A 25,068-nucleotide genomic window follows, 5' to 3' on the forward strand; every position below is an offset into this window, starting at 1 on the left:
TCAGTGTTCGTCCGCGCCAGCCAGACGGCCACCGTGCAGCACCACTTTGTCTGCCAACCGCGCGGCGACTCTTGAGCTGTGAGTGACCATCAACAACGTCGTCGGGCTGTCGTCGAGCAGTTCCAGCAACAACTTCAACACCTCATCGCTGGTCGCTTCATCGAGGCTGCCGGTGGGCTCGTCGGCCAGCAGCAGTTTCGGTTGCGATGCCAGGGCGCGCCCCAGCGCAACCCGCTGCTGCTGCCCGCCGGACAGTTGTTCCGGATAGCGCCGCAGTAAATCCCCCAACCCAAGACGTTGCACCAGATGCGCCTGCCAACGTGGATCGTGACGCCCGGCCAGACGCGCCTGAAACGCCAGATTGTCTTCGACGCGCAAACTGCCGATCAGGTTGAACTGCTGGAACACCAGACCGATTTCGGTCCGCCGCCAGTTTGCCAATTGGCTTTCGTTCATTTGCTCCAGCCGATGCTCGCCACTTCGGATGCTGCCGCGGTCGACCTTGTCCAGCCCGGCGATCAGGTGCAGCAAGGTGCTTTTGCCACTGCCCGACTCCCCCATCAGCGCCAGGCTGCTGCCGGGCTTCAACGTGAGGTCGACGCCTTGCAGCACGGGCAATGGGCCTTGGGGGGTGGCGTAGCTTTTGAAGACGCCCTGGACCGAAAGCATGAGGGGAGACTCGTTGAAGACAGTGGGCCTAGGATAGCGGACGGCAGCGACACCGCGTTATCGTTCTTCGCGAGCAAGCCCGCTCCCACAGGGATCGCCGGTGTATGCAGAATCTGTGTACACATCGATCAAATGTGGGAGCGGCGGTGCGACGATTCGACTTGCTCGCGAAGGGGCCGACTCAGCCAACAAACAACCTCACTGCCCCACCGCCACACTCGGCACCACCTGCCCCGGAGTCACAATGCTGTTCAGATCAATATGCTTCCACTCAGGCTTGGCCCCCAACCGCGCATTGAAACGATAGTTAAAGGTGAAATCGTCCGCCGTCGGCACACTCAACGGTTTGCCGTACACCGCCTCGATCCCCACCAAGTCATAGCCCATCAACTGCAGCAACGTCGGGAAAATGTTGTAGTGACTGGAGCGATCCTTATTGGCCGGCAACTGCGCCTGCCAATCCAGGGTCTTCAAGTCGCTGCCAGAAATCACCACCAGGGGCACCACTCCCTCCTCCTCCACTGGATCACCACCGCAGTGAGTATTTAGCCCAGGGTTACCGCGTTCATGCAGATCCTGCCCATGGTCCGAGGTGTAAATCAGTAGCGCATGGCTCAAATCCGCCTGGGCAAAAACCCGAGCGAAGAACTCGCCGACATTCCACAGCACGGTATTTTTGTAGGCGTTGCGGTACAGCAACCAATCATCCGGCTGACCGTTGAAACCATCGCGTGTGCCCGTGTCCGCCACTTCGACAAACTGCCCACGGGGCAATGTCGGGCGGTAAGCCATAAACGCATCCGGGTACTTGTCGTGCACGGGAAAATGCGCACCGACCTTGTTGATCACCACCAGCTCCGGCTTACCGTCGTTGAGCAGATCGATCAGCTTGGCCGCCGCTGCCATGTCGCGGTCACGCACGCTGGTCTGGTCGAATTGCACGAACTCGTCGATGTCCTTTTTCTCGGCAGCGTTCATCAGGTTCTGCAAGTTGCCAGCGGTGCGTTGGGAGTCGATGTAAACGGTGCGCAGCCCGGCGTTCTTTGCGTACTGCCAGATCGACGGCAGCGTGCTGTTGATCCGCATGTAGTCGCCGCGGGTGCCACCGTAGCGCAGGGTGACATTGGTGTCGGCACTGCAATTGGCGATGGACGCCGCGTAGCCGTAATTGAAAATGTCCACGCCCGGGCGCGGTTCCTTGAGGTTACTGTGCACACCGAACGGCGTGTTGATGTCCAGATAGTTGCCGGAAATGCTCTCGTCGATGATCAGCACAATGTCGTGCCCCACCGGCTGATCGATGCGCGTCAGGCTCACCGGTTCACGCGGGCCAACGGTGTTGTGCAACGCTTCATAGGTGAACAGATTCAAATAGGCCAACGGCGTGTACATGATCGGCAAGCCACGGGCACCCTCACCGGCCCGCACGAATAGTACGACGCTGAGCAGTAACACCCCGAGCACCGGTGCAGCCACTAACAGCGCACCCGGTAATGGCGCCCGTCGACGCGGCTTGAGCCCGATACCGAACAGCAGCAACAAACCACTGACCGTCCCGCTGATGATTGCATCATGGTACTGGTAAGCCGCTTCCTGAATGAACCCGCCGGAGTACACCAACGACACGAAACTGCTGTAAGTCATGTAGCCGGCAGTCACTTGCGTATAGACATCAAAGAACACCGCCGAGCCAAACATCGCCAACGCGAACAGATGACGGATCAGCGTCTGACGGATGTAGGCGGTCATGAACAACGCCACTGTCAGCACGACGAACATTGCGCCATACAACAGCATAGGAAAACCGATGCCCAGCGCGTCAAGACGATCGAGGTAGTCGTCGTAATTCTTGAGTAAATACAGAACCAGCAGCAGTTCCTTGAGGTAACGGATCATGGTGATTACAGCACCTCCGTGGCCAATAGATTGCCGGCCATTTTCTGACACTAGCACCGAGCCCTCGAAGCGCAAGAAATGCCGGTTTTTTTCCTAAACCGTCAAAAAAACGTTGCCTCAAATCTGACACACTCAATCGTCTGTAACCCTTGTGTTTCAAGCCTTACGACCGTTTATCGTTTTCTTCAAACCCTCAGAAACCCCTCAAAACCGCGGCAAATCCAGCTACGGCAAGCACTTGATGGCAAATAGCCCGTGAAATCGGGGTTTCCCCGGTCGCGCTACCCGTCATTTTGCTGACTCGCTTTCCCATGGCTGGGCTATACCCCTTTTGACAGTCTCATTTCAGTTACATCCACCGTTTTACGAGGCACGCCAGTATGGACGTGAGCGTATTTGGTACGGGTTACGTCGGTCTGATTCAAGCTGCGGCATTGGCCGATGTCGGACATCGTGTGCTGTGCGTTGATATTGACCCCAACAAGATCAAGCAACTGCAGCAAGCCGTGCCCCTGATCAGCGAACCGGGACTGTCCAGCACACTGGAAGACAACATCAAGGCCGGTCGCCTGCTCTTCTCCACTCAGGCCAATGACGCGGTCGAACACGCCGAACTGATTTTCATCGCGGTGGGTACACCCGCCGATGAAGACGGTTCCGCCGACCTCAGCCATGTGCTGAATGTCGCTCGGCAAATCGCCAGTTTCATGGAGTCCGATCGCACCCTGATCATCAAGTCCACCGTGCCGGTGGGCACCGCGGACCAGGTGGCAAGCACCGCTAACGAGGAACTGCAACGCCGTGGCAAAGAGGCGTTGAACGTGCGGGTGGTGTCCAACCCCGAATTTCTCAAGGAAGGCAGCGCCCTGGCCGATTGCATGCGCCCGGACCGGATCATCGTCGGCACCAATGACGATGAAGCGCGCAACCAGTTGAGCGAACTCTATGCGCCGTTCTGCCGCAACCGCGAAAAGCTCATGTTCATGGACAACCGCAGCGCCGAGCTGACCAAATACGCGGCCAACGCGATGCTTGCCACCCGCATCAGTTTCATGAACGAACTGGCCAACCTCACCGAGTTGCTGGGGGCCGACATTGAGGCTGTGCGCAAAGGCATCGGCTCGGACCCGCGCATCGGCTATCACTTCATCTACCCCGGCTGCGGCTTCGGCGGCTCGTGCTTTCCCAAAGACCTGCGTGCCCTGTTGCACACCGCCGCACACAACGGCATGCCATTGCGTTTGCTGCGCAGCGTCACCGACGTGAACGACCGCCAGCGGCACATTCTGTTCAGCAAACTGCAGGCGCTATTTCCCGATGGCCTGATCGGCAAATCCATCGCGATTTGGGGCTTGGCCTTCAAGCCCAATACCGATGACATGCGCGAAGCACCCAGCCGTTATCTGATGGAAGCGCTGTGGGCCGAAGGTGCGAGCGTGCAGGCTTACGATCCGGAAGCCATGTCCGAGTGCCGGCGCATTTACGGCTACCGCGATGACCTGCACCTGTGCGCCACCCGCGACGACACTCTGGAAGACGCCGACGCGCTGGTGATCTGCACCGAGTGGAAGAATTTCCGTGTGGTCGATTTCGACCTGCTGGCGAGCAAACTGCGCGCGCGGGTGATCGTCGACGGGCGCAACCTTTACAACCCGGAACACGTGGCGGCGGCCGGTTTGCACTACAGCGGCATTGGGCTTCGGCACATCGCTCCCGAGACGCCACGGTCATGAAGATACTCGTCACCGGAGCGGCCGGTTTCATTGGCGCCCATTGCGTGTTGCGGCTGTTGCGCGACGGGCATCAGGTGTGTGGCCTGGACAATTTCAACGACTTCTACGACCCGCAACTCAAGCATGACCGCGTGGATTGGGTACGTGGGCTCGTCGGCGATTTTCCGCTGGCGAAAGTCGATGTGGCCGACGCAACCGCCCTCGACGAATTGTTTGTTCGTGAACAACCGGAGGTGGTGATTCACCTCGCGGCACAGGCCGGGGTGCGCTACTCCCTGGAAAATCCCCGGGCCTACGTCGACAGCAATCTGAGCGGGTTCCTGAACATCCTCGAAAGCTGCCGCCACCACCCGGTCAAGCACTTGATCTATGCCTCGTCCAGTTCGGTGTACGGCGCCAACCAGCACACGCCTTACTCGGTCAAGGACGGCGTCGACCACCCGTTGTCGCTGTACGCCGCGACCAAAAAAGCCAATGAGCTGATGGCCCACAGCTACAGCCATCTGTTCGGCATTCCCTGCACCGGTTTGCGTTTTTTTACTGTGTACGGGCCTTGGGGCCGGCCAGACATGTCGCCGATCCAGTTCGCCCGGGCGATTGCCGAAGGTCAGCCGGTGAAGCTGTTCAACTACGGCCAGCACCAGCGTGATTTCACCTACATCGACGACATCATCGAGAGCATCGCCCGCCTGATCGAGCGCGCGCCCCAAGCAGCACCGCAGTGGAACCGTGAACAACCGGACCCGGCCAGCAGCATGGCGCCATGGCGCATTTACAACATTGGCGGACAACAGCCGGCGGAGCTCAAGGACTACCTGGCGCTGCTGGAAAAACACCTCGGACAAAAAGCCCTCGTCGAGTTGCTGCCCCTGCAACCGGGCGACGTGCTCAACACCTGCGCCGATGCCAGTGATCTGGCCCAGGCCACCGGTTTCCAGCCACGGATCGAGCTGGATGAAGGACTCGGACGATTCATCGCCTGGTTCCGTGACTACTACCCACTGCGCAATGCCCACTCGCCACTCGCGGAAGGGCTTCAGCGGAGGCCTCTATGACTGGACAAGAAAAAGGCGTGTTGCTCAATCACATGCTGCGTGACAAACGTCTGGACCCCGAACACCGAATGCGCCTGGACACGGCGATCCACATGCAGGGTCGCGGCTGGCTGACCGGCCGTGACGGTGGTCGCCCCTGGACCCTGTCGCGAACCAACCGGGTGGTTGCATGCCTCGGTGCGCTGGTGATTCTGCTACTGCTGTCCCCTGTGCTGCTGGGCCTGGCGCTGGTGATCAAGTTCAGCAGCCCGGGACCGGTGATGTTCGTGCAAAAGCGCACCGGTTACCGCGGCCGCCTGTTCGGCATGTACAAGTTCCGCACCATGGTGAGCAATGCCGAGGAGCTCAAGGAATCCTTGCGGCACCTGAACAAGCACGGCGCCGACGCCATCGATTTCAAGATCGACGACGATCCGCGGATTACCCCCATCGGCGGCTTCCTGCGGCGCAGCAGCCTCGATGAGTTGCCCAACCTGATCAATGTAGTCAGCGGCGACATGCGTTTAGTCGGTCCCCGACCGACCTCGTTCAACGCCTACCGCTACAAAGACAACCACCTTGCACGCCTGAGCATCTACCCCGGCATGACCGGCCTGTGGCAGATATCCGGGCGCAGCAATATCGACTTCGACCAGCGCGTTGAGTTGGACCTCAGCTACATCGCCGAGCAGAGCCTCTTGCTTGATCTGAAGATCCTGTTGAAAACCCCCTTCAAAGTATTCAGCGGCCACGGAGCGAGTTAAATGGACGGTTCATCGAATAAAAGCCTGACCATCGCCAGCCCGAGCGAGTCCAACCTGACCTCGACCGTGCTCGACCTGGATCTGCGGATCCTCTTTCTGACCGCTGCCAATGCAGGCACCGGCACCACCACCAGCGCCCTGGCGCTGGCCGGCCAACTGGCGTCAATGAGCAGCGGCCAAGTGCTGCTGGTGGACGCCAGCCAGTCGGAGAGCAACCTCACGCAACAACTGGGACTGACCAAAGAGCGCGGCTTTCGCGACTTGCTGTTCAACGCCTCGCCGCCGCTGCTGCAGGACTGCCTGGTGAATGTTTCCAGCCTGCCCTTCCACATTCTGCCGAACGGGCGGCATATCCGCGGCGCCGAGCACCTGACGACCGAACAATTGGCCCCGTTGCTCAACCAACTGGGTGATCTGTATCGCTTCGTGGTGATCGACGGCGACGCGGTGTATTCAGCCGCCGACACCCTGGTCATCAGCACCCTGGTGGACGGCGTGATCATGGTGGTGCGCGCCGAAGATACGCGTTGGGAAGTGGCCCAGGCCGCGGCCCAGCGCCTGACCCAGGCTGGTGCAAAACTGGTGGGCAGCGTCTTCAACCGGCGCAAGTACTACATGCCCAAATGGCTCTACAACAACCTGTAAGCAACCGCAGAAAAGGATGACGCTATGAACGCCAAAATGCTTCTCCTGCTGTTGCTGCCACTTGCAGGTTGCTCCAGCACCAGTGAAACCCAACAAATGCCGGTACAGATCCTCACGGCCGAGCCGGCCAATGCCCAGGCCACCGACATGCCCAGGGTCGAACAGACCCTGCGACCCAAGGACGTGCTGGACGTGATCTTCCACGTCAGCACCAGTGGCTCGGGCGCTTACCGCATTCAGCCCGGCGATCAGGTTGCCCTGAACTTTACCGCGGCCAGCCAGCTCAACGGCACGCAACTGGTGCTGCCCGACGGCACCATCGAACTGCCGGGGGCCAACACCGCGGTGAAAATCGCCGGGCTGACGTCGGTCGAAGCGCGGCAGGAGATCCAGCGTGCTTATGAACGCAAATCCCTGTTCCAGCCCAATCGCAATCAGGTGACCGTGCTGGTCACCAGCCCGCTGAGCAACGAGCAGAACCTCAAGAGCACCCTGAACCACCCCGCTACCGGCATGAGCCGGGAGATCACCGTGGGCAACGACGGCTATGCGAGTTTTCCGGAAATCGGCTCAGTACCACTGCAAGGCATGACCGTCAACCAACTGGAAACTTTCCTCAATCAACGCTACGCGCAATTGCCGGGGCGGATGACGGTCGACGTCATGCTCAAATCCACATCGGGCAATGAAATCTATGTGCTGGGTGAAGTCGCGCAACCGGGCTCCTACCCGATCAACCGGCCAGTCTCGGTGCTTGAAGCGCTGACCCTGGCCCGTGGCACCAACGTCAAGGCGCGGCTCGATTCGGTAGTGATCATGCGCCGCACCGGCAACCATGTGCAGGCCGTGCACTACGACGTGGAAAAAGCCCTGTCCGGCGATGCGTCGCAGATTGCTTACCTGCAGCCGAACGACATGCTCTACGTGCCCAAGACCAAACTGGCCAGCGCCGGTGAGCTCGCACGGCAACTGGCGGATGTGGTGTTGTTCCAGGGGGTAGGCTTCGGCTTCGGCTACCGCGTCGATAACAAAGGCAGTGACAACTAACGCTCAGGTGACCGACCATGAACCCAAAGGAAAACTACCTGCATGAGTTCTTCAGGATCTTCTTCGCCAACAAGCAGTTGGTGAAACGAGTCTTCCTGGTCTTTGCAGTAATCGCGCTGGTCCTGCCGCTGATGCTCAAGCAGAGCTTCGACATCACCGCACAGGTGATCGTGCAGTCCAAAAAACTCTCCCAGGGAGATGCCACCACATCCCTGACCCAAGGTGATGCCTCGTTCATTCCGCCGTCACTGGCAGACATGGAAACCGAGAGCAATATCCTGCGTTCGCCGGCCCTGATCCGTCAGACCATCAGCGACCTGCGGGACAAAGGCGAGTACGCGCCCAACCCCGGGATCTTCAGCAAACTGGTGACCGAACCGATCCAGCGTTTCGTGACCAACCCCTTGCGTGAATACGTGGTCAATCCGGTACGTGATGCGTTCGGACTTGAGACCGATCCGGTTCGGGACACCGCTCTGGATACCTACACCCAAGAGGCCGTCGATAACCTGAAAATCGAAACCCTGCCGGGCTCCAACGTGATCTCCATTGTCTACAGCTTTGGTGATCCCGCCCAAGGCACCCGGTTTGTCGCGGCGCTGCTGCAAAACTACCTGGCCAGTCGTCAGGAACTGCAATCGATCGACCTGCCACAGAGCTTCTACGAAACCAAGAAGAAGCAATATCAGGTGCGCCTCGATGGCCTGGAAGGCACACGGCTGGCGTTGCTCGAAGGCGTGGCTTCCTCCGATCCGAAAGAAGAAATCACCTTCCGTCTCAATGCGATCAACACCGAAGAACAGGCCCTGAACCTGTATCAGGATCGCCTGCTGCAAAGCCAGCGCTGGCTCGACTACCTGAAAACCGCCCTGGCGTCAGCCACCAATACATCCCGGCTCAGCGATTACACCTTCCCCTTCACCTTCACCACCACGGTGGACAACATTGCGTTCGAGGACCGCGAGATCAGGCAGCTCGGTGAGCAACTGACCACTCAGGTCAGCCGCTACATGAATGACCTGGCGGTGTTCCAGCCGGGCAGTGAACCGATGCTGTTGACCCGCGAGCAGATTTCCCGCACCCGTCAGCAGTTCCTGAAAATCGTCAGCAACCGGATTCAGGAGCGGACCAACGACCTGGCGATTGTCACCTCGGTGATCAAGCAGAAAACCGCGCGCATCGCCGACTTCAAGGACCGCATCCATCAGTTGCAAGTGGCGCAAAGCAAGTTGCAGCAGATGGACACCGAGATCAACGCCTTGCACGCGGCGTTCTCCACCTACGCCCAACGCTTTGCTGAAAGCAGCTCCGCCGGTTTGCTGGACAACGATATGTCCAACGCTCGGGTACTCAGCCCGCCGTACGAACCGACCGATGCGGCGTTTCCAAAACCGCTGCTGATCATTCCGTTCGGGATGCTGACCGGTCTGCTGCTGGCGATTGCCTTCGTCTACATGCGTGAGTTCTTCGATCACAGCTTCAAACACCCAGCGCAAATCACCCATGAACTGGGCTTGCCGGTGCTGTTGGTGATCAACGAGCAAGACGTTATGCCGAACAATCCGCACAAAAACTGGACTGTGGATAGCTTCGTGTATTGGGTGCGCCATTGAACGGGCCGCTCAGCGCCAGCGCTCTGCCGATCATGCATTTGATCAGCAGCGGCGGCTTCTATGGGGCTGAGCGGATGCTGCTGGACCATTGCCTGGCGACGCCGGGGCAGCACCAAGTGCTGTTTCTCGATGCGCCGCCAGCGCTGATCGCGCGATTTCGCGGGGCCGGGATTGACTGCCGTAATTGCGCGGGACTGGGGGAGCTGCTGCGCCATTTACGTCAGCGGCGAGCTGAACAGCCGCTGATCAACACGCACAATTTCAAAGGTTTGTTGTTTGGCTGGGTGAGCGCGACGTTATTGCGTTTGCCGTTGGTGATTACCCAACACGGTTTCACCCCGCGCAGTCGCAAGCAACGTGTCTACGGCTGGCTGAGCCTGCAACTGTGCCGCACGGCGTCGGTGCATCGCGTGGTTTGCGTAGCCGAAAGCATCGCCGTGCTGCACCGCAAGGCCAGTGTCCGGACGGAGAAACTGCAAGTGATTCCCAATGGTTTGCCAAAGGCCAGCGGCCTGCTACCCCACAACGCCACGCACTCGCGCTGGCTGGCGGGTTACGTCGGTAGGCTGAGCAATGAAAAAGGCCCGGACCTGTTTCTCGATGCCCTGATTCCGCTCTGTCAGCAACACCCGCAACTGGACGCCGTGATGCTCGGCGACGGCCCGGAAGAGCAAACCCTGCTGGCGCGGATTGCCGCCGCCGGCTTGCACAAACGCATCACCTTGCCGGGTTATCAGACCGACATGAACCGGTGGTGGCCGCAACTCGATGCGCTGGTGATCAGTTCGCGTACCGAGGGCACACCGATGATTTTGCTGGAGGCGATGCAGGCCGGGGTGCCGGTGGTGGCGTTCAGCGTCGGCGGGATTCCCGATGTGCTGGAGGACCGGCACAACGGCCTGCTGGCGACACCCACCGACAGCGTCTCCCTCGCCCGGCAGATCGACACGCTGCTGAATGAGCCGGCCCTGGCTCGCGAACTGATCGACAACGCTAGACGTACGCAATTGGACCGTTACGACCTGAAGGCCTTGGCCGAACGCTGGTCGCAGCTTTATATCCGTACTGCACGGGAGGCACGCGCGTGATCTTTCCGCTCTCGATCGTCAGTCTGTTCGCCCTGGTCTGCCTCGGTTTGCTGGCCAGCCCTTATCCGTATCTGGCGCCAGGCGCGGTGCTCGGCCTGGTGGCTGTCGCGGTGTTGTACCGAAAACCTGCCTGGGGTTTATTGGGCATCGCGGCGCTGGTGCCGTTTGAAGGTTTCTTCAAGGGCAGTGCGCTGTCGGGCACCAAATTCATCGGTGCGTCATTGGCGCTGATCGTGATGTTGCAACTGGCTATCCACCAGATTCCGTCCGAGCGCCTGCGCAGCAATATCTGGCGCTACCTGATCTGGTTCATGGTGTTGTACCTGTTGAGCATGATCAATACCGACAACCTGGACATGTCCCAGAGTCATCTGCGGGATCTGAGCGTCGGCCTGGTTCTGTTTGTGATCACCTTGCTGATCGGCCGCGAGTTGAACCTCGAGATGTTCGCCCGGCTGGTGACCCTCAGCGTCAGCGCGACCTGCGCGCTGGCCATGTTCTCCACCAAGTATCAGGACCAGGGCCGCGCCGCCGGGCTGCTGGAAGACGCTAACTCGTTTGCCCTGCTGATTGCCTTCGCCGTGCCGTTGGGCCTGCTGCTGATGATCCGCGGCCCTAACCTGTTGCACCGATTGTTCTGGGGCGGCTGCTGCATTTTGCTACTGGGCGGCATGACCAAAACCGATTCCCGTTCCGGGCTGGTGGTGTTGTTCCTGAGCTTGATGATCGGCGCCTGGCACTACCGCGCACAATTGCCACGCATCCGTCCACGCCATCTGGGTTTTGCCATGCTTGGCCTTGCGATCGTGATCCCGCTGGCCATCTATTCGATGCCCGCCGGTTACGTCAAGCGCATCCAGTCCTTGAGCGTGTTGAAATCTGGCGCCAAAAGCCAGGACGAATCCCTCGGCCGCCGCGCGTCATATCTGGTGGTCGGCAGCCAGATCGTTCGTGAGCACCCGTTGCTCGGTTCCGGCCCCGGCACCTTCCCGCTGCACTACGCCAGCTCCGGTTACGCCAAGGTGTTTTCCGCCAACCGCAAGCCCGGCGACTTGTACCGCCGCGCTCACAACACGTACATGGAAATCTTCAGTGAGCTGGGAATTCCCGCCGGGCTGTTGTTCGTCGGCATGCTGGGCCTTGGGATGTACAACCTGATCCGCGCCCGTCATGCCTGGTTACTGCGACGGGATTGGGAACAGGCCGACCTGATCACGCACCTGGGTATCAGCTATCTGTCGCTGATGCTGTTTTTGATGTTCCTCAGCGCACCGAATCACAAATACCTGTGGATCATGCTCGCCCTGACGTTCGTGTTACGTCTCAAGGCTGAAGAACGTCCGCCGACGGAAGCCAGGGCATGAGCCGCATCAGCCTCGTCATCCCGATGTACAACGAAGCCCGACACATCGGTCGGACGTTGCTCGCCGCGAAAAAAGCCGCTGAGGCCACAGGGCTGGAATGCGAGTTGATCGTGGTCGATAACGGCTCCGACGATCAGGGCCCGCACATCGCTCGCCAGTTCGGTGCGCAGGTGCTGGTGTTGCCCGGCCTGCTGATCGGTGCCCTGCGCAATCGCGGAGCGGCGATGGCGACAGGCGAATGGCTGGGCTTCATCGATGCTGATATCGAAATGCCCGGGGACTGGCTGACGCTCTTGTTCGAACTGGAGTCCGGCGGTCAGGCCGATGTTCTTGCCCTGGACTTGCACACCCCTATCCAGGCGCCGTGGTTTGCCACGGCCTGGCAACGCCGCATGGCCCGCCCGACCACTCACACCTTACACCCGGTGCAATGGTTGCCCAGCGCCAACCTGCTGATGCGCCGTACCTGGTTCGACAAGGTCGGCGGCTTCGACGAAACCCTGCGCACCGGTGAAGACAAGGCGTTCACTATGCGCCTGAGTGAAGCCGGCGCGCGATTGCTCGCGGTCAACCAAAGCGTTGCCTTGCATTGGGGCTATGAAGGCAGTTGGCGTGAATGGATGGGCAAGGAGTTGTGGCGCCAGGGCAGTCACCTGCAACTGCTGCGCACCCAGGGGATGAGCTTGCGCTTGTTGCGGTTCCCGGCTTTTTCGATGAGCGTCTGGGGGCTGGATTTCATTGCCCTATCCACCCTGTTCAATGGTTTCCCTCAAGTGGCGCTATTCATCGTGTTCATCGCCAGCCTGCCAGCGCTGGTGCTGAGCCTGCGCCACAGCCTGAAACACCGTGACATTGGCCTGATGCTGCAACTGTGGGGCCTGCACTGGGTGCGCCTGCACCTGGCCGGTGCCGCGCTCATCCTGAGCCTTTGTCATTGGAATGCCAGGAGGCCGGCCCGTGGCTGAATTCATTCTCTGGCTATGCCTGCTATTGCCGGTGTATGCCTGGCTCGGCTACCCGTTGCTGCTGACGCTGCTCGCGCCGTTGTTCCCCGCGCGGCGTCATGTGCCGGCACAACCGATGAACGTCAGCATCATCATCGCCGCGCACAACGAGGCCCGGCATATCGAAGAGAAGTTGCGCATCCTGCTCACCCAGGATTATCAGGCGCGCTCGCTACACATCATTCTGGCCAGCGATGGCTCTACGGACGACACCGTGGCCTGCGCCCACAAGGTCATCGACCCGCGCATCAGCGTGCTCGACCTGCCCCGTCAGGGCAAGGCAGCTACCTTGAATGCTGGCGTCGCCCTGAGCACGGGCGAGATTCTGGTGTTCACCGATGCCGACAACCAATGGTCGACCGACACCCTTGGCCAGTTGCTCGCGCCCCTCGCCGATCCAGAGGTCGGAGCCTGTGCCGGGCACATGCTGATCCCGGTGCCGGGCAAGGGCCTGAGCCTGGGCGACAGCCTTTATCGGCATTACGAAGGCTGGTTGCGCAAGATGGAAAATCGCACCGGCTGCATGGTCTCCGCCGACGGCGCCCTGCTCGCCCTGCGCCGTGAGTTGTTCCAGCACGTGCCGGCGGAGGTCAACGACGACTTCTTTATCAGCACCTGCGCGCCGGTGGCGTTCAAACGCATCGTCTATGTGCCCGAAGCACGAGTGAGCGACCAGGGCGTCGACGAAATCGCCAAGCAATGGCGTCGTCGCCAGCGCGTCACCGTTGGCGGCCTGCAAAGCCTGGCCCAGCGCCGGGAGATGCTGAACCCTTGGCGGTATGGCCTGTACGCGATTGCACTGATCAGCCACAAGCTGATTCGACGCCTGGCACCGATCCTGTTGGTGCCGTTGCTGCTGAGCAATTTCTGGCTGTGGAATGTGCATGGCTTCTATCGCCTGAGCCTGATCGCGCAACTGCTCGGTTACGCGATGGCCATCGTCGGCCTGCTGGATGTGCAACACCGTTTGCCCAAACCCTTTCGCCTCGCCGCGTTCGTTCTGGTGACCCTTGCCGGGATGAGTATCGGTCTGTGGCAGTTCTTGCGCGGCCAGCGGTACGCGCAATGGAACCCCGAGCAAAATCGTTGAAAGGACCGCGCCATGGCGATCAAACAATTATTAAAACGCACCAGTGGCTGGCTTTATCTCAACTCGCCCGTAGGCCGTCGCCAATTGCATGGCGCCGGGGTGATCCTGATGCTGCACCGGGTGCTGGCCAATGACCGCGCCGCCGACCTGCCTCATCGCAATGAGCTGTGCGTCGGGCCGAAGGCGTTCGAACATCTGCTCGCCTGGTTGAAAAAAAACTTCGAATGCGTGCCGCTGATGGAAATCTTGCAACCCGGCGCCATCAGAACCGAGCGGCCAAAAATAGCGCTGACCTTCGACGACGGCTGGCGCGACAACGCGCTGAATGCCTTCCCGTTGCTGAAGAAGTATCAGATGCCGGCGAGCATTTTTCTCTCCACCGATTTCATTGGCAGCCGGCAACGCTTCTGGTGGGAAAGCCTGGGGGAAACCCTGTGGCGCAGCCACGGTGAAAAAGCCCGGACGCATTTGATTGAGTGCCTGCAACAGCTTGGGCGACCGCTGCCGGTGCTGCTCGATGATCTGGATGTGCAGTGCCGTAGCCTGGCGCTTTTGCATTTTCTGCAAAGCTTGAAAACCCTGCCCCCGGGTGAACTGGACCGGCTCACCGATCACTGCCCGGAAGAGTCATTGCCCCAGGCGCTGGATTGGCATCAAGTACGCGCGCTGGAAGCCAGCGGGTTGATCCGCTTCGGCCCCCACGGCGCCAGCCATGCGATCTTCACCGGCCTTGACGATCAATGTCTGGATGAAGAGCTGAGCCGCAGCCGCAATGCCCTGCTCAACGGTTGCAACCGGCCACTGCCCGTCTACTGCTACCCCAATGGCGACCACGATGCGCGGGTGCGCGAACACGTGGCCGACCACGATTTTCCGTTTGCCCTGGGCACCGTCCCCGGAATTTATCGTGATATCAGCGATCCATTGGCCTTGCCGCGAATCGGCATCAGCCAACGCACGGCGCGCAACCCGGAGCTGCTGTCCTGGCGCATCTACCGCGGAGCCAAGCCATGAGTCGCAGTCATTACCTCAAACACCTGGCCCTGAGCATGGGCACCAAACTGGCGATGATCGGCCTGCGGCTGCTGCGCAATGTATTGCTGGCGCGGATTCTGGGACCCAGCGAGCGCGGTCTGTTTGCATTGCTCAGTACCCTGCCTGATCTGATCAGTGCCGCCACCAGCGGCGGGCTGAATTCAGCGGTGGGGTATCAGGCGGCCAAGCAACAGCCCATGGGATTGTTGCTGAGCCAGGTGTTGGTGTTCGGTTGCCTGCTGGCGGGTTTGCTGACGTTGCTGGTGGTGGCGCTGGTGCGCGAATTCGGCAGTGAACTCGACATCACCACACAATTGGGATTGCTCGCTTGGTTGTTACTGCTGGCGGTGCCGCTGACCGTGCTCAAAAGCGGCCTGCTGACCTTGCACAATGCGTCGGGCGGTGTGGTCGCGTTCAATGCCTTGCGGCTGGTGGAGTCACTGGCGCCACTGCTGCTGTTCCTGGCCTTGTTCTGGATGTGGAAAGACGCTGCACTGGAAGCGGCGCTGATCAGTTGGCTGGCCGGCATCAGCCTGGTGGTGCTGGCCGGTTGGTTCTGGCTCAGGCGCGCTCAGCCCCTGGCGTTGCAATGGGACAGCGCCAGCCAGAATGAACTGCTGCGCTACAGCGCCCGCAGCCATCCAGACCTGCTGTTCCAGCAAGTGATTCTACGCTCCGATTATCTATTCATCGGCGCCCTGCTCGGCAGCACGGCGTTGGGGCATTACGCCATGGCCAGCGCCGCCGCCGAGTTGCTGCTGATCGTCCCGGAAGCGGTGACCACGCCGCTGATGAAACGCCTGCTGCAACAGGATGAAGGCATGGATCGCCTGACCCCGTTGGCCCTGCGCCTGACCGCCACGGTGATGCTCGGCGCCTGCCTGACCATGGCGGTGATCGGTGAATGGCTGATCGTCACGCTGTTCGGCATTGCCTATCAGCCGGCCTACCCGGCGTTGCTGGCGCTGCTGCCGGGGCTGCTCGGCCTTTGCTATGCGAGCATCCTGCGCCTGGACTTGCTGGGCAAAAATCGCCCCGGCACAATTTCGCTGTTAATGGGCCTCGGCGCGTTACTGAACCTGGCCCTGAATCTGTTGCTGATCCCGATTTACGGCATCGTCGGCGCCGCGACGGCATCGTCCATCGCCTACCTGGCGGTAACCCTCGCGCTGCTGGTGATGTACTGCCGGTTGAGCGGCGTACCGGTCTGGCAAACTCTGATCATCCTGCCCAGCGATGTGGCCCCGATGCTGCAGATGCTGCAGCGGAAATCGGCATGAAACGCCTGATGCTGCTGTTGAGCCTGGGCCTCGGTTTGAGCGCCCAGGCGGCGCCCATGCGCTGGGCTGATATTCGCGACGGCAGCCTGTACCTGCAAACGGATCGCCCCGACACGCTGACTATTCGTTGGGTCCCTGCCTGGCAGGCCGATGCCAACGAAGAACACCTTTACCTGCTCGATGGCAACGGCAACCTCAAGGGCGAGCGCCTGATCGCCGCCAGTGAAACCCGAGGCAAGCAGAGCTGGCCGCTGGCGCCGAGTGCCGCCAGTTATCGACTGGAAATTCCGGGCTACAGTTTCCGCCGCTATACGATCGAACACGACGAACACACCGTGGCGTTGTTCGCCCCGGCCAAGGTGCATTTCAGCGCCGAAACCCGTGGCGGCGATGAGCTGTATTTCAAGGTCGCGCCGGGGGAACACGCCGTATTGGCCGGCAAGTTTCACGGTGGGATCAACGCCCTGCAGGCCCAGCGTGTGGGCGACAACAAACAGCTGTCCCTGGCGCTGAAACCCTATCGCGCCTATTGGCAGTTCGATCAACTTGAACTGCCTGTTACTCAGGAGGAACAGGTCTGGCGTCTGCGCCTGCAAGGCAGCGGCAAGGTCGCGTTCTGGCTCGATGGCACAGCGAACCTGTTCGCCCAGAACCCGCAGCAACTCAAGCCGCTGCGCGAGGACGATGGCCAGACCCGCTTGACTCTGCACAAAGAGCTGATCGGCCCCACCCCGAACCTGGGCATTTACTTGCCCTACGTGTTGCCCCCTCAATCCAGTTTCGCAGCGCTCGACGCCCTCAAGCCTCAAGCGGGCACCTATTACAGTTTTGTTGATGTCACCGCGCAAAATCCGCACCACGAAGATGCGTTCCGCCAGCTCTATCAGAACCGCTTCGGCATCACGCAGGACCTCACGCTGTTGGCCGGCAGCCAGCGTCAGGCCGATTTGCGCGCCGACACCCAAAGCAACGCTGGCCTCGACGCCTGGCTCGCCGCCACTCGCACCCTCGGCGGCAACGGTACGCACTACATCGCGTTCGCCGACGAGCCGAACCTCAATTACCCGAGCTACGCCGACTACCAGGCGATCTTCAACAGCATGGCCCGGCAAGTGCGCAGCGATCCGGCCAACGCCAAGGCCGGTGTGCGCATCGCCATGCCCGCCACTTCGCGCTTCGTCAACGGCCCGTTCGCCGACAATGCCGCCGACAAGCGCGGTATCGAGTGGGCGCGGCGCCTGCTGGCCGAATCCGGCGAGCAGATCGACGCCCTCGCCTGGCACGAATGGATGATTCGCGACCTGCTGGCAACTCGGGTCTACCGCGACAGCGTGCGCCGTGCCGCCGAGCTGGTAGGCCTCGATGCCAAGGGCCGGCCACGCAAAGCCTTGCTGCTGGATCAGACCAACTTGTCCAGCGGCTCAAGCCTGAGTCCCTACGATCAGGAAACCCATTTTGCTTCCCTGTGGTGGACTTCGGTGGTCGTCAACTCGGCCCAGGACGGGTTGCTGGACATGCTCAACTGGTTCCAGGCCGCCGACGAACCGACTTACCCCAAAGGCATGGTACGGGTGCTGGACGGCGATCGTTTCGAACTCAAACCGGTGGGTCTGGCCCAGCAATTCATCCAGCAGCACTGGCTGAAAAACGTCATGCGCCTGGACAACGACGCCTTCGAAGTCGATGTGCTGGCCATGGCCACCGAACACCAGAGAAGTTTACTGGGGGTCAACAAGGGAGTGCGCTTGCAGCGTGTCGATCTGGCCGGGGCGACGTGCCCGCTGGCCAAGGGCACGCTGGAATACTTCGGTGCCGATAGCCGCAGTCGTAGCGCTCAATTCAACTGTCACGACGGTCGCGTCAGCTTCGACCTGCCGGGCGAAACCTTGTTCGCCTTGAGCTGGAGCGCCTCATGAACGCTGTCAACTTGCATCACCACGACCGCGCCGCGCTCGACCGCGCGCTGCAGGACGCCATCCGCGACCGGTCCCTGTCAGGAGGCAATGATATGAATGCCTTAGGGAAACTTCGCCAACACATCAAACGAAAAGGCCTGCGTGCAACGATCAGGATCGTGTGGCGGCGCTACGTGTTTGCTCACTGGGCGCTTTTGTGGATGAAGCGTGACCTGGTCAGCCCGGTGCCGCCCCACCAGCTCAAGCCTTGCCCACCACTGCAAGTGAAGACCATCACGGTGCACAACACTGCAGCCTTTGCCCGTCACTTTGGCGACCGGGTCAATATCATGGAGGAACTGGCCACCGAGGGTTACACCGGGCACATGTATCTGGATGGCAAAGGCGACGCGGTGGCCTTCATCTGGGGCAGCACCCGGGAGTATCACGACCGGCATTTCTACGGCTGCAAGTTCCCGGTCAAGAAAGGCGAATTCTTCGAGTTCGGCGGCGAACTGGCTCGCGCCTATTGGGGCACCACGCTCTCGGTGGATCTGCAACTGCGACTCTGGAAAGCCATGCAGGCCCAAGGCTGCAACACGGTCGTGGATGTCTGCGACGCCCACAATATACCGGCACTGAAACTGCACATTCGCATGGGCTATCAAGAGCAAGGACGCATCCAGCACGTCTATCGACTATTCGGTCGCTGGCGCTTCTTTCGTGAGACCCGTTACAGCGACTCACGCCTGGATGCGCTACGTAAACCGTCCCGTTCACCTGTTCCTGAGGCGGTGGCCTGAAGTTATGGTCGCACGATTCGAATGGCGCACGTCGTTGTGCGTCCCGGACTTTCCGGCAGCTGCTTATGAGGGGTTGCGCCTGCGCGTGCCCGATCACACGCCGTTCAACACCCTGGCCTGGCTGTGCGCGTCGGAACAGGCACTGACCGTCGGGGAATGCTTGCACGTTCTGCTGGGCTGGCAAGGTGATGAATTGGCCTTGTGCCTACCGCTGGTGGCGTCCGTGGAGCGCTTTGGAAAGCTGCCATTTCGGGTCCTGCGTCACCTCGGTTATCCCCTCACCGATCGCTTGGCCCTGCTCACCTGCCTTGATGCCGACAGCATGCGCAAGGCACTGGTGATCATCCGCCGTCGCGTGCCCCATGCGATGCTGCAACTCAATGAATTGTCCGAACCCATCGGCGAAGAAAGCGCGCTGACCGCATGGATGGCCCACAGCTCGACCGGCGAGCGCCGCCTCAGTTGCCGGGTGCCGGTGCATTTGATCAGCGAGGCCGACCAACAGGAAGTCTCCGGCGACCCGCGCTACAAACTGCGCCGGGCGCGTAAACGCATGTTGGCCTATGGTGCCCAAGTCCGACGCGTAACCCCTGACGCGGCCACCATCGGGCCTTTATTGCAGGCCCTCAGCGATGTCGAAGCGCAGAGCTGGAAAGGTGTCGAAGGCGTCGGGATTTTCACCAGCGATCGTAGCCGACATTGGATCAACCTGGCCTTCACCGCCCTCGCCGAACAAGGACTGCTGCGGGTAGTCATGCTGGAGCTGGACGGACGCTGCATCAGCTACCGGCTCGGATTGCTGGAACAGGGCCGGCTGTACGACTACAACCTGGCGTTCCTGCCAAAGTACGCCGATCTGGGCAGCGGTCGTGTTTTGCTCGAGGAGTGGATTCGCTGGGGCCTGGATGACAACTGGCACTGGATCGACGCCTCTCGGGTCAGCCTGATGAATTCCAGCCATCAACTTCAGGAGCGCATGACCGGGCAACTTGAGCATTGGCGCTGGAGCTTCTACTCCTGGCGCCCCAGCGGTCTCGCCCTGGGGCTGACCATGCGACTCTGGCACCAGCTCAAGCCCTGGTTGAAAAAATGGCGGGACTGGCGTGCCGCGATGCTGGCTGTTGCTGCCCCCACTCCTACGCAAGCCGACCAAGGTCCTGCGTCCACTGAAAAAACCATGGAGGGCAAACATGCCTCGCCAAGTCATAGTCAACGCTGACGATTTCGGCCTCAGCTCAAGCGACAACGCCGTGATTCTCGGCGCCTTCCAGGCCGGGGTCATCAGCTCCGCCACCGCCATGGCCAACATGCCGGCGTTCGAGGAGGCCTGCGTCATGGCCCGACAGCCATTGCTCAAGGGGCGAATCGGCTTGCACTTCAACCTCACCCACGGCCGACCGTTAAGCCCGTCAATTCTCGCGCGTTCGACGTTCTGTGACAGCCAGGGCCTGTTCGACCTCAGCCTGCCTCGCCACAGCCTCTGGCTGAACCGCCACGATCGCAATGCAGTGCTGGAGGAACTCGAAGCCCAATGGCAACGCTGCCTGGATAACGGCCTGCGCCCAAGCCACATCGACTCTCATCAGCACGTGCACAACATCTGGCCCATCGGTGAAATCGTCGCGCGTTTCGCCGCCTACCAAGGGGTGCCCGTGCGACTGGCGCGTCATCTGGGAAATAACCTGAGTGTGCCCAAGCGGCTGTTCAAGACGTTACTCAATCATCGATTGAACCATCTGGCCGGATCGACTGCGCAGTATGTATGCACCCCGGCAGACCTGCGCAACGTGATAATGCCGATCGACGGCCTGCTGGAAATCGTTGTCCATCCAACGCACATCGGCGCCGATTTTGGCGATATGTATCTAAACCCCGGAGAGTCTCTGGCTCACATCCTGGAGCAACGTCTTGCGGGCGTTCCGAGAGTTTCCTATGCCGATGTGTCAACGACATTCAACGAAGAGCCGCAGTACTCGATTGAGCTGGACCCGTTGCAACCTTGAATTATCGCCATTGAAAACGTTACCCACCCAACCCTGGCTTCAGCCTCGGAGGACCTCATGAGCGCCATCGCCAAGCTTCGCGAACGAATCAAACAAAAAGGCCTGCTCCACACGCTCCAGACGCTCTGGAAGCGCTATGTGTACTTCCACCGAGAACTGTTGTGGCTGGGGCGCGATCTGGTCACCCCGGTGGCGCCGCACAAACTGCGGCCCTATACGGGTTTAAAGCGGGTGACGATTACCCAGGAGAACGCGATCGCTTTCACCAAATATTACGGTAACCGTGTCAAGGCCATGGCCCAAATCGCCTCCGAAGGTCACACCGGGCACATGTATGTGGACGAGGCAGGTGATGCGATCGGATTCATCTGGGGCAGCCTCAGTGACTACTTTGACCAGCACTATTACGGCTGCTGGTTCCGGGTCAAACCCGGTGAGTTTTTCCAGTTCGGCGGTGAAATGATCCCTCTCTATTTCGGCTCCAGCCTGTCGGTGGATGCCCAGTACAATATCTGGGGGGCGATGCGGGACCAAGGCTGCAACAAGGTCATGGACGTCTGCGATGTCCGCAACATCCAGGCCATGAAAATGCACCTGCGCATGGACTACCAGGAGCAAGGGCGCATCACCCACATCTACGACCTGTTCGGCCGCTTTCGCTTCTTCCGCGAAACCTATTACAGCGGCTCGCGGCTGACTGAACTGCGCAAACCCGCGCAGCCGACGACGACTGCGGCGCAGGCGTGATTGGCCAGTGGGAGCGATGGTTGTTGCTTGACTGTGGACCGTATCGCCGCCATCGCGGGCAAGCCCGCTCCCACAGGTATCTGCTTTGATCAAAGGATTTGTGAACGACAGCGATCAATGTGGGAGCGGGCTTGCCCGCGATGGCGTCAGTCAGTGCAACTCATTCCTCAGGTCTGACACTCAGCGCTTCACCGCCACCAACGTGTAACACAACGGCAACTGCGCCTTTTGCTGCTGATACCGATCGTAGAGTTCTTCGCGGTTGGAATGCGGGTATTCCTTGAAGTGGCTGATCTGCAATCCCGCCTCAACGGCACCGGTGAAGATGGCGCCCAGGGTGTGGACGAACCAATAGGACGCTGAGGCCTGTTGTTCGACTTTGCCTTCGTAGACGATCGGCTGGTTCTGGACGAAAGGTTCGCTGCGAAAATACGAGCTGTCGGGGCGATAGGGATCGGCTGACTCGGGGTCGAACATCTCCAGGAACGGGTGGGTTTCGTATACCACCAGGCTGCCGCCGGGCTTGAGGGTTTGCGCGGCATGGCGCAAGAACTCGGCGATGTCCGGCATCCAGTTCAATACACCGATGGTAATCAGTGCCACGTCGAAGCACTGGTGAAGATCAGTCGGCAAGTGATGGATATCAGCCTCGATAAATTCGGGCTCATGGGGTGAACGGGATGCCAGCTCCCGGGCCTGATCGAGAAAGGCCTCCGACTGGTCAATACCCACGATACGGCGGGCCCCCAAGGCAAACAGCGAAAGGCTTTCGCGTCCGTTGTTGCAGCCCAGTTGCACCACCTCCTTGCCATCGACGCCGACCTGTTGGAGCAACCCGGTGAGGGTGTCATCCAGACAGGAAAAATCGCCATGGCTCACGGCACTCAAACAGGCCTGCCACTCAGGGGTATCTTTGTGGTGTTGGGCGGAGTCATTCCACGCATCGCGATTGCTGGCGATGGCTTTTTCTTTTGTCGGCATTTCCATTGCACGCTCCAGAATTCGGGCCTTTTATTGGCCGGCAAGAGTCTGGATCAGCGTCAGGAAAATCGCCATCCGAGCTTTGTTGCGATCTTGTAATCAGCTGTGGGGCGAACCCTCTTAGCGTTGATTCAACCGCTCACGCAAGAACTCGATCAACACCTGCACCGGTCGCGAACTCTGGCGATGTTGCGGGTAGACGGCCGACAAGGTCAGCGGCCCGGGGCGCAAATCATCCAGCACCGGCACGAGTCGGCCGTCCTCCAGGGCCGAACCGACGATGAAGGTCGGCAGGTAGGTGATTCCCATGCCGGCGATGGCCGCGTCCTTGAGCAACTCACCATTATTGACCCGCATCCGCCCAGTGACGTTGACGTTCAGCGGCTTGCCCCGCCCCTCGAAACGCCATTGCACCTGACGACCGTGGCCATAAGGCAGGCAATCATGGGTATGCAAATCCTCGGGTTTGAGCGGCGTGCCGCGCTCGGCCAGATAGGCCGGGCTCGCGCAGTACACCCGCTCGATGGAGGCGAGGCGTCGGGCGATCAATGTCGAGTCTTCCAGCACGCCGATGCGCAATGCCAGATCGTAGCCCTCGCCGAGCAAGTCCACTGGCCGATCGCTCAGGTCGACCTCCACGGTGACCTCGCGATAACGCTGTAAAAATACCGGCAGCAGACTGCCCAAATGGGCGACCGCAAATGACAGCGGCGCGCTCAAGCGAATGGTGCCACGAGGTTCAGTGGTCTGGCCGGCGATGCCCTGCTCCACTTGCTCGACTTCGCTGAGCAGGCGCAGGGCCGATTCGTAATAACTCTGCCCCAGCGGCGTGACGTCCAACCGCCGGGTCGAACGGTTGAGCAGGCGCACGCCGAGGCGCTCTTCCAGTTGCATCAGGCGGCGGCTGACGAACTGCTTGGACAACCCTAATTGATCGGCTGCCGCAGTGAAGCTGCCAGAGTCCATGACCTGGCAAAAAATACGCATATCCTCGAACGGGTTCATTGTCGCGCTCTGGTTGACGGTCAAGCGCTTTATAGCCGTTTTTAAGGTTCCCGGCTCCCCAAATCAAAAGATCAAAAGATCAAAAGATCGCAGCCTGCGGCAGCTCCTTGTATCTCGACTATTGCTCCATCAGGAGCGATAGTTCTCGACTGATCATCGAGGGAGGGACCTGGAAGCCGTGCAGCTCCTTAGGCTTTTTGCCTGTGACGTAGATCGTGCTCCAACCCTCCACACTCACTCGTACAGTTCGAACGGTATCTTGGGCCCGTCTCTGGCGAGAGCCCGCATTCACAAGGTTGGACAGAGTGTAGTGATGATCGCAACTGATCTGATTGGGAGAAGACATGTCCAGTTTCGTCGGCGTCGATGTCGCTAAAAACACCTTTGATATCGCTACACACCTGCCGAATGGCAAGCATAAAACCAAAGCCAAACTGGCGAACGACGCCAAAGGATTCAAAGAGTTTGAAGCCTGGCTGCACAAGCAGGTCGAACCTTCGGCACTGATCGTGATGGAGGCCACCAGTGTCTATCACCTGGCGCTCGCCGAGTTCGTCTACAACAAGGGTTACCGGGTTTGCGTGGTGAATCCGGCCACGACCCATGCCTACGCCGGCAGTGAGTTACGCCGGATCAAAACCGATAAAAGCGACGCCAAGCTGATCGCGGACTTCGCCCGGGAAAAGGATGAAAAGCTTCAGCCATGGGCGCCGGAGCCTCTGAAGTATCGCCAGTTGAAAGCCTTGGTTCGCCGCCTGGATGACCTTCAGGAAATGCAGCAAATGGAGCTCAATCGTCTGGGGGTATCTGACGAAAAGGTCAAAGCCTCAATTAACTCCGTGCTGCACCATATCGAAAAAGAGATCGCTGAAACGCACAAAGCGATCAAAAAACACATCGATGACGACCCGGATATGCGTCAAATGCGCGACTTGATCGTGACCATCGACGGTATCGGGCAGAAAACGCTTGAGCGGCTGCTGGCCGAGCTGGGCGACCTGCGTAAATATGACGATCCTCGCAAGCTGGTTGCTGCTGCTGGGTTGAACCCCAAGCTGCAGGATTCGGGACTGCTCAAAGGCCGTACTGTGATCTCAAAAATCGGCTCAGCGCGCGTGCGGGCAGGCCTTTACATGCCCGGCCTGGTGGCGCTGCAGCACAACAAGGCGATCATGGCCATGAAGGATCGCTTGAAGGCCAACGGCAAGGCCCCCAAGCAGATCATTTGTGCCGCGATGCGCAAGCTGCTGCACTTCGTTTATGGCGTGCTCAAATCGGGCCAGCCTTATGACCCGAAACTTGCGCTTGCTCGGTGAGGTTTAAGACGGTATCTACGGGGTTGCGTGTACACCCCTAAATGATCAGATGCACT

The 25,068-nt window shown here is 60.1% G+C and carries 22 protein-coding genes; 18 read left to right on the top strand and 4 right to left on the bottom strand.

What is annotated here, in order from left to right:
• Both AB4O41_RS04900 and AB4O41_RS04905 read right to left on the bottom strand, forming a co-directional pair.
• The gene (locus tag AB4O41_RS04900) at nucleotides 1-669 is read right to left on the bottom strand and encodes an ABC transporter ATP-binding protein (protein ID WP_460146517.1); all 669 of its coding nucleotides are present in this window, start codon (nucleotides 667-669) and stop codon (nucleotides 1-3) included.
• Nucleotides 670-867: 198 nt separating this feature from the next.
• The gene (locus tag AB4O41_RS04905; RefSeq protein WP_460146518.1) at nucleotides 868-2,565 is read right to left on the bottom strand and encodes a sulfatase-like hydrolase/transferase; all 1,698 of its coding nucleotides are present in this window, start codon (nucleotides 2,563-2,565) and stop codon (nucleotides 868-870) included.
• A 380-nt stretch (nucleotides 2,566-2,945) separates the two neighbouring features.
• Between AB4O41_RS04905 and AB4O41_RS04910 the strand changes: the two genes are divergently transcribed.
• The 17 genes from AB4O41_RS04910 to AB4O41_RS04990 all read left to right on the top strand — a co-directional run bounded on the left by AB4O41_RS04910 (nucleotide 2,946) and on the right by AB4O41_RS04990 (nucleotide 21,710).
• Nucleotides 2,946-4,298, top strand: coding sequence for a UDP-glucose dehydrogenase family protein (locus tag AB4O41_RS04910; RefSeq protein ID WP_460146519.1), 1,353 nt, complete (start codon nucleotides 2,946-2,948; stop codon nucleotides 4,296-4,298).
• Nucleotides 4,295-5,353, top strand: coding sequence for an NAD-dependent epimerase (locus tag AB4O41_RS04915; protein WP_460146520.1), 1,059 nt, complete (start codon nucleotides 4,295-4,297; stop codon nucleotides 5,351-5,353). Before AB4O41_RS04910 ends, AB4O41_RS04915 begins: the two co-directional genes overlap by 4 nt.
• Nucleotides 5,350-6,096 carry a sugar transferase gene (locus AB4O41_RS04920; RefSeq protein WP_367372006.1) on the top strand — a complete coding sequence of 249 codons (747 nt, stop codon included), beginning with the start codon at nucleotides 5,350-5,352 and terminating at the stop codon, nucleotides 6,094-6,096. Before AB4O41_RS04915 ends, AB4O41_RS04920 begins: the two co-directional genes overlap by 4 nt.
• On the top strand, nucleotides 6,097-6,741 hold the full coding sequence (locus tag AB4O41_RS04925) for a CpsD/CapB family tyrosine-protein kinase (protein ID WP_460146521.1): 645 nt from the start codon (nucleotides 6,097-6,099) through the stop codon (nucleotides 6,739-6,741). It abuts the gene before it with no gap.
• A gap of 24 nt (nucleotides 6,742-6,765) precedes the next feature.
• On the top strand, nucleotides 6,766-7,788 hold the full coding sequence (locus AB4O41_RS04930) for a polysaccharide biosynthesis/export family protein (protein ID WP_460146522.1): 1,023 nt from the start codon (nucleotides 6,766-6,768) through the stop codon (nucleotides 7,786-7,788).
• Nucleotides 7,789-7,805: 17 nt separating this feature from the next.
• Nucleotides 7,806-9,401: a GumC family protein gene (locus AB4O41_RS04935; protein WP_460146523.1), complete on the top strand. Its 1,596-nt coding sequence runs from the start codon at nucleotides 7,806-7,808 to the stop codon at nucleotides 9,399-9,401.
• A gap of 32 nt (nucleotides 9,402-9,433) precedes the next feature.
• The gene (locus AB4O41_RS04940) at nucleotides 9,434-10,489 is read left to right on the top strand and encodes a glycosyltransferase family 4 protein (protein WP_460148284.1); all 1,056 of its coding nucleotides are present in this window, start codon (nucleotides 9,434-9,436) and stop codon (nucleotides 10,487-10,489) included.
• Entirely contained in the window at nucleotides 10,486-11,853 is a 1,368-nt protein-coding gene (locus AB4O41_RS04945; protein WP_460146524.1) for an O-antigen ligase family protein, read from the top strand. Before AB4O41_RS04940 ends, AB4O41_RS04945 begins: the two co-directional genes overlap by 4 nt.
• Complete coding sequence (locus AB4O41_RS04950) at nucleotides 11,850-12,818, top strand: glycosyltransferase family 2 protein (protein WP_460146525.1); 969 nt, start codon at nucleotides 11,850-11,852, stop codon at nucleotides 12,816-12,818. The genes AB4O41_RS04945 and AB4O41_RS04950 overlap by 4 nt, the downstream gene beginning before the upstream one ends.
• Complete coding sequence (locus tag AB4O41_RS04955; protein ID WP_460146526.1) at nucleotides 12,811-13,947, top strand: glycosyltransferase; 1,137 nt, start codon at nucleotides 12,811-12,813, stop codon at nucleotides 13,945-13,947. Before AB4O41_RS04950 ends, AB4O41_RS04955 begins: the two co-directional genes overlap by 8 nt.
• A gap of 12 nt (nucleotides 13,948-13,959) precedes the next feature.
• Nucleotides 13,960-14,961 (top strand): polysaccharide deacetylase family protein, encoded by a 1,002-nt coding sequence (locus tag AB4O41_RS04960; RefSeq protein ID WP_460146527.1) that lies wholly within the window; start codon nucleotides 13,960-13,962, stop codon nucleotides 14,959-14,961.
• On the top strand, nucleotides 14,958-16,262 hold the full coding sequence (locus tag AB4O41_RS04965) for a lipopolysaccharide biosynthesis protein (RefSeq protein ID WP_460146528.1): 1,305 nt from the start codon (nucleotides 14,958-14,960) through the stop codon (nucleotides 16,260-16,262). Before AB4O41_RS04960 ends, AB4O41_RS04965 begins: the two co-directional genes overlap by 4 nt.
• On the top strand, nucleotides 16,259-18,178 hold the full coding sequence (locus AB4O41_RS04970; protein ID WP_460146529.1) for a hypothetical protein: 1,920 nt from the start codon (nucleotides 16,259-16,261) through the stop codon (nucleotides 18,176-18,178). The genes AB4O41_RS04965 and AB4O41_RS04970 overlap by 4 nt, the downstream gene beginning before the upstream one ends.
• Nucleotides 18,179-18,270: 92 nt before the next feature.
• Nucleotides 18,271-18,960 carry an N-acetyltransferase family protein gene (locus AB4O41_RS04975; protein WP_460148285.1) on the top strand — a complete coding sequence of 230 codons (690 nt, stop codon included), beginning with the start codon at nucleotides 18,271-18,273 and terminating at the stop codon, nucleotides 18,958-18,960.
• A gap of 4 nt (nucleotides 18,961-18,964) precedes the next feature.
• Nucleotides 18,965-20,179 (top strand): GNAT family N-acetyltransferase, encoded by a 1,215-nt coding sequence (locus AB4O41_RS04980; RefSeq protein ID WP_460146530.1) that lies wholly within the window; start codon nucleotides 18,965-18,967, stop codon nucleotides 20,177-20,179.
• Entirely contained in the window at nucleotides 20,151-20,963 is an 813-nt protein-coding gene (locus AB4O41_RS04985) for a carbohydrate deacetylase (protein WP_460146531.1), read from the top strand. The genes AB4O41_RS04980 and AB4O41_RS04985 overlap by 29 nt, the downstream gene beginning before the upstream one ends.
• Nucleotides 20,964-21,020: 57 nt before the next feature.
• Nucleotides 21,021-21,710 carry an N-acetyltransferase gene (locus AB4O41_RS04990; RefSeq protein ID WP_460146532.1) on the top strand — a complete coding sequence of 230 codons (690 nt, stop codon included), beginning with the start codon at nucleotides 21,021-21,023 and terminating at the stop codon, nucleotides 21,708-21,710.
• Between the two features lie 180 nt (nucleotides 21,711-21,890).
• Here AB4O41_RS04990 and AB4O41_RS04995 read toward each other — a convergent pair whose 3' ends face one another.
• Both AB4O41_RS04995 and AB4O41_RS05000 read right to left on the bottom strand, forming a co-directional pair.
• Nucleotides 21,891-22,697 carry a class I SAM-dependent methyltransferase gene (locus AB4O41_RS04995; protein ID WP_460146533.1) on the bottom strand — a complete coding sequence of 269 codons (807 nt, stop codon included), beginning with the start codon at nucleotides 22,695-22,697 and terminating at the stop codon, nucleotides 21,891-21,893.
• Between the two features lie 114 nt (nucleotides 22,698-22,811).
• Nucleotides 22,812-23,696, bottom strand: a complete 885-nt coding sequence (locus AB4O41_RS05000; RefSeq protein WP_460146534.1) for a LysR family transcriptional regulator — start codon at nucleotides 23,694-23,696, stop codon at nucleotides 22,812-22,814.
• Between the two features lie 344 nt (nucleotides 23,697-24,040).
• Here AB4O41_RS05000 and AB4O41_RS05005 point away from each other — a divergent pair, with 344 nt between their 5' ends.
• Nucleotides 24,041-25,012, top strand: a complete 972-nt coding sequence (locus tag AB4O41_RS05005) for an IS110 family RNA-guided transposase (RefSeq protein ID WP_460144197.1) — start codon at nucleotides 24,041-24,043, stop codon at nucleotides 25,010-25,012.
• Nucleotides 25,013-25,068: the final 56 nt, after the last annotated feature.

The sequence above is a fragment of the Pseudomonas sp. S2_A02 genome, from assembly GCF_054668495.1.

Bases quoted from the DNA above. Each gene is read 5' to 3' on its own strand.
- AB4O41_RS04915 (WP_460146520.1), top strand. From the start codon at position 4,295: ATGAAGATACTCGTCACCGGAGCGGCCGGTTTCATTGGCGCCCATTGC.
- AB4O41_RS05000 (WP_460146534.1), bottom strand. From the start codon at position 23,696: ATGAACCCGTTCGAGGATATGCGTATTTTTTGCCAGGTCATGGACTCT.
- AB4O41_RS04950 (WP_460146525.1), top strand. From the start codon at position 11,850: ATGAGCCGCATCAGCCTCGTCATCCCGATGTACAACGAAGCCCGACAC.
- AB4O41_RS04960 (WP_460146527.1), top strand. From the start codon at position 13,960: ATGGCGATCAAACAATTATTAAAACGCACCAGTGGCTGGCTTTATCTC.
- AB4O41_RS04930 (WP_460146522.1), top strand. From the start codon at position 6,766: ATGAACGCCAAAATGCTTCTCCTGCTGTTGCTGCCACTTGCAGGTTGC.
- AB4O41_RS04965 (WP_460146528.1), top strand. From the start codon at position 14,958: ATGAGTCGCAGTCATTACCTCAAACACCTGGCCCTGAGCATGGGCACC.
- AB4O41_RS04990 (WP_460146532.1), top strand. From the start codon at position 21,021: ATGAGCGCCATCGCCAAGCTTCGCGAACGAATCAAACAAAAAGGCCTG.
- AB4O41_RS04985 (WP_460146531.1), top strand. From the start codon at position 20,151: ATGCCTCGCCAAGTCATAGTCAACGCTGACGATTTCGGCCTCAGCTCA.
- AB4O41_RS04935 (WP_460146523.1), top strand. From the start codon at position 7,806: ATGAACCCAAAGGAAAACTACCTGCATGAGTTCTTCAGGATCTTCTTC.
- AB4O41_RS04940 (WP_460148284.1), top strand. From the start codon at position 9,434: ATGCATTTGATCAGCAGCGGCGGCTTCTATGGGGCTGAGCGGATGCTG.
- AB4O41_RS04925 (WP_460146521.1), top strand. From the start codon at position 6,097: ATGGACGGTTCATCGAATAAAAGCCTGACCATCGCCAGCCCGAGCGAG.
- AB4O41_RS04920 (WP_367372006.1), top strand. From the start codon at position 5,350: ATGACTGGACAAGAAAAAGGCGTGTTGCTCAATCACATGCTGCGTGAC.
- AB4O41_RS04900 (WP_460146517.1), bottom strand. From the start codon at position 669: ATGCTTTCGGTCCAGGGCGTCTTCAAAAGCTACGCCACCCCCCAAGGC.
- AB4O41_RS04980 (WP_460146530.1), top strand. From the start codon at position 18,965: ATGGTCGCACGATTCGAATGGCGCACGTCGTTGTGCGTCCCGGACTTT.
- AB4O41_RS04975 (WP_460148285.1), top strand. From the start codon at position 18,271: ATGAATGCCTTAGGGAAACTTCGCCAACACATCAAACGAAAAGGCCTG.
- AB4O41_RS04905 (WP_460146518.1), bottom strand. From the start codon at position 2,565: ATGATCCGTTACCTCAAGGAACTGCTGCTGGTTCTGTATTTACTCAAG.
- AB4O41_RS04970 (WP_460146529.1), top strand. From the start codon at position 16,259: ATGAAACGCCTGATGCTGCTGTTGAGCCTGGGCCTCGGTTTGAGCGCC.
- AB4O41_RS05005 (WP_460144197.1), top strand. From the start codon at position 24,041: ATGTCCAGTTTCGTCGGCGTCGATGTCGCTAAAAACACCTTTGATATC.
- AB4O41_RS04910 (WP_460146519.1), top strand. From the start codon at position 2,946: ATGGACGTGAGCGTATTTGGTACGGGTTACGTCGGTCTGATTCAAGCT.
- AB4O41_RS04995 (WP_460146533.1), bottom strand. From the start codon at position 22,697: ATGGAAATGCCGACAAAAGAAAAAGCCATCGCCAGCAATCGCGATGCG.